Source organism: Candidatus Streptomyces philanthi (genome assembly GCF_059553635.1).
In genome coordinates this window covers 1-2,955 of record NZ_JCANQV010000470.1, presented here as the reverse complement: position 1 = coordinate 2,955, position 2,955 = coordinate 1, and the positions used below count along the sequence as shown (strand labels likewise).

3 protein-coding genes are annotated in these 2,955 nt (G+C 74.8%); all 3 read right to left on the bottom strand.

Translation table 11 applies throughout. The features are described from left to right. A partial coding sequence (locus tag AC51EU_RS29095; protein WP_496270083.1) for a PP-loop family protein occupies positions 1-279 on the bottom strand: 279 nt, incomplete at its 3' end. A gap of 268 nt (positions 280-547) precedes the next feature. Continuing rightward, positions 548-1,693, bottom strand: coding sequence for a zinc-dependent metalloprotease (locus tag AC51EU_RS29090; RefSeq protein ID WP_496270082.1), 1,146 nt, complete (start codon positions 1,691-1,693; stop codon positions 548-550). 122 nt (positions 1,694-1,815) lie between these two features. Further along, the coding region (gene dacB / locus AC51EU_RS29085) for a D-alanyl-D-alanine carboxypeptidase/D-alanyl-D-alanine endopeptidase (protein ID WP_496270081.1) at positions 1,816-2,955 on the bottom strand (1,140 nt) is incomplete at its 5' end.

The window sequence follows — 2,955 nt, the reverse complement described above, 5'->3', positions numbered from 1 at the left end:
GAGGCGCAGGCCGCGCAGCCGGAGGACGACCTCGGCGGCGCGGAGGCCGGAGCCCTCCTGGAGGCCGTGGTCGACAGTGATGCCCCCGGCGCGTACGCCGAGCCTGGGGGCTTCGAAGGCGAGGGCGGAGGCGAGCGCCATGGAGTCGGCGCCGCCGGAGCAGGCGACGAGGACGAGCGGGGGGCCGGGCCTGTCCTGTGTGGTGTGCTGGGTGAGGACGTCGTGGAGTACGCGGCGGACCGCCAGGCGTATCGCGGCGACCGCTGGATGAGGACCCATGTCCGTTTCCAATCGTTCAGCTGGGGAGCCTCGGTCGGTGGACGGCAATTTCGTCACACAGAGTGCCTAGATGGTGACAGAGGCGAGCAGTTCCCTGAGCATTGCACGCCTATCCATGGGTCACGGTCCCTCGGACGGGTGATTGAGGGGGCGTGCTTCTGCCGTGCGCCGTGCCCTGAGCGGCGCGCCGTCCTACGGTGCTCTGTTCACCGTCCCCACGGCGCCCCGCCCTCCCCATGGTGCACGGGCCCCGCCACGGCCCCGTGCGTCACGGCGTGCCGTCGGCCTTGCGGTGCACCCGCGCGATCCAGTCGGCGGGGCTCGCGATCTCCTTCTTCGTCGGCAGGGTGTTGGGGGACGTCCAGACGCGGTTGAAGCCGTCCATGCCGACCTCCTCGACCACCGCCCGTACGAACCGCTCGCCGTCGCGGTACTGGCGCAGCTTGGCGTCCAGGCCCAGCAGCTTGCGCAGCGCCAGGTCGAGCCGGCCCGCGCCGCTGGCCCGGCGCTTCTGGAACTTCTCGCGGATCTCGGCGACGGAGGCGACGACGTCCGGGCCGACGCCGTCCATGACGTAGTCGGCGTGGCCCTCCAGCAGCGACATCACGGCGGTGAGGCGGCCGAGGATCTCCCGCTGGGCCGGGGTCTGGACGAGGTCGACGAGCGAGCGACCGGTGTCCTCCCCCTCCTCGCCCTCGGGCTTGGCGCCGACCAGCGACTGGGCGGCCTCGCGCAGCCGCTCCAGCAGGGTGCCCGGGTCGATCTCGGTCTCCCCGAGGAAGGACTGGATCTCGCCCTCGATGTGGTCGCGCAGCCAGGGGACAGCGGTGAACTGGGTGCGGTGGGTCTCCTCGTGGAGGCACACCCACAGCCGGAAGTCGTGCGGGTCGACCTCCAGCTCCCGTTCGACGTGGACGATGTTCGGCGCGACGAGCAGCAGGCGGCCGCCCTGCGCCGCGGCGGGCAGATCGCGGGAGGCGGGCGCGAAGGTCTCGTACTGGCCGAGGACGCGGGAGGCGAGGAACGACAGCAGCATGCCCAGTTCGACGCCGGTGACCTTGCCGCCGACGGCGCCGAGCACGGCGCCTCCGGGCACCTCGGCCCTGCGGTTCTCCATCTTGGCCAGCAGCGGCTTGAGGACGGCGCGGAAGCCGGCGACGTTGGCCCGGATCCAGCCGGGCCGGTCGACGACCAGGACCGGGGTGTCGTGCGGCGCCTCGCCCGGCGTGCCGGGCTGTGCCATCCGGGTGAAGGCGCGGACGTGCTCCTCGGAGGACGCGGCGTGCCGTCGCAGCTCGGCGACGATCGCCCGCGCCTCGTCCCGGCTCACCTCCGGCCCCGGCCGCACGAACCGCGTCGCGGTCGTGACCGCGAGATTCCAGTCGACCATCTCGGCCCCACCGATGCTCGTCATGCGTTCACCGTACGTGGACGCATGGCCCGGGGGTAGCCGGACCGCGGGGCGGGGCCGTACCGGCGCGGCCCCGCCGTGGCGGGGAGGGTCGCGGGAGTACGCCCCCTTTGTGGCGAAAGGTTTCAGCGGCATCCGCAGCCGGCCACCGCCGAGGCCAGGTCGTCCAGGGCCCGCTGCGCCTCCTGGGGATCGTCCGCGCCATGGGTGAGGAAGGCGAAGAGCAGCAGCCGGCCGTCGGCGTCGACGACCGTGCCGGCCAGCGCGTTCACCCCGGTGAGGGTGCCGGTCTTGGCCCGTACGGTGCCCGCGCCCGCGCTGTGCCCGTAGCGGTCGCTGAGGGTGCCGGTGAAACCGGCGACGGGCAGCCCCGTCACCAGCGGCCGCAGTTCGGGGTGGTCGGGCGCGGAGGCGGTCAGCAGGATGCGGGCGAGCAGGGCGGCGGTGACCTTGTCGCCGCGGTCCAGGCCGCTGCCGTCCTTGAAGCTCGCCCCGGCCAGCGGGAGGTGGCGGGCGGCGAGGGCGGCGCGTACGGCTTTGCCGCCGCCGGCGAAGCTCGCGGGCTGCCCGGCGGCGAGGGCGGTCTGGCGGGCCAGGCCCTCGGCGATGTCGTTGTCGCTGTGGGTCAGCATCCGTTCGACGAGCGCGGAGAGCGGCAGCGAGCGCACGGCGGCGATCCGGTCGGCCTTCTTCGGGGCGCGGGCGGCGGACGGATCGCCCTGGACATCGACGCCGCGTTCGCGCAGCATCCCCGCGAAGGCCCGGGCGGCGGCGACGGCCGGGTCGGCGTCGCGCGGGGCGGTGCCGGTCTCGCTGTCGTCGAGGCGCCCCTGGTCGGCCATCAGCGCGCTGACGGGGGCGATGTTCTCGTTGGGGCCGATGGGGTGCTGGGCGGGGCCGGAGTAGAGCGAGGCGTCGTAGCCGAGGCGGACCGTGGTGGTGCCGCGCCGCTTGAGCGCCGCGGCGGTCGCGTCGGCGAGCGCGCGCAGGCTGGCGGGCCGCTGCTCGGCCGGCCCCTTGGTGGCGCGGGCGGTGAGCGTCGGGTCGCCACCGCCGACCAGCACCACGCGGTCCTTGCCCGCCGCGACGACCGTGGTGTCGATGCGGTGGTCGGGGCCGAGGGCGGCCAGCGCCGCGGCGCCGGTGGCGAGCTTGACGGTGGAGGCGGGCGTCACCGCGGCGCCGGAGCGGGCGCCGAACAGCTCCCGGCCGCTGCCGGCGTCCAGGACGGAGACGCTGCTGCGCGGGCCCAGCGCCCCGTCCGC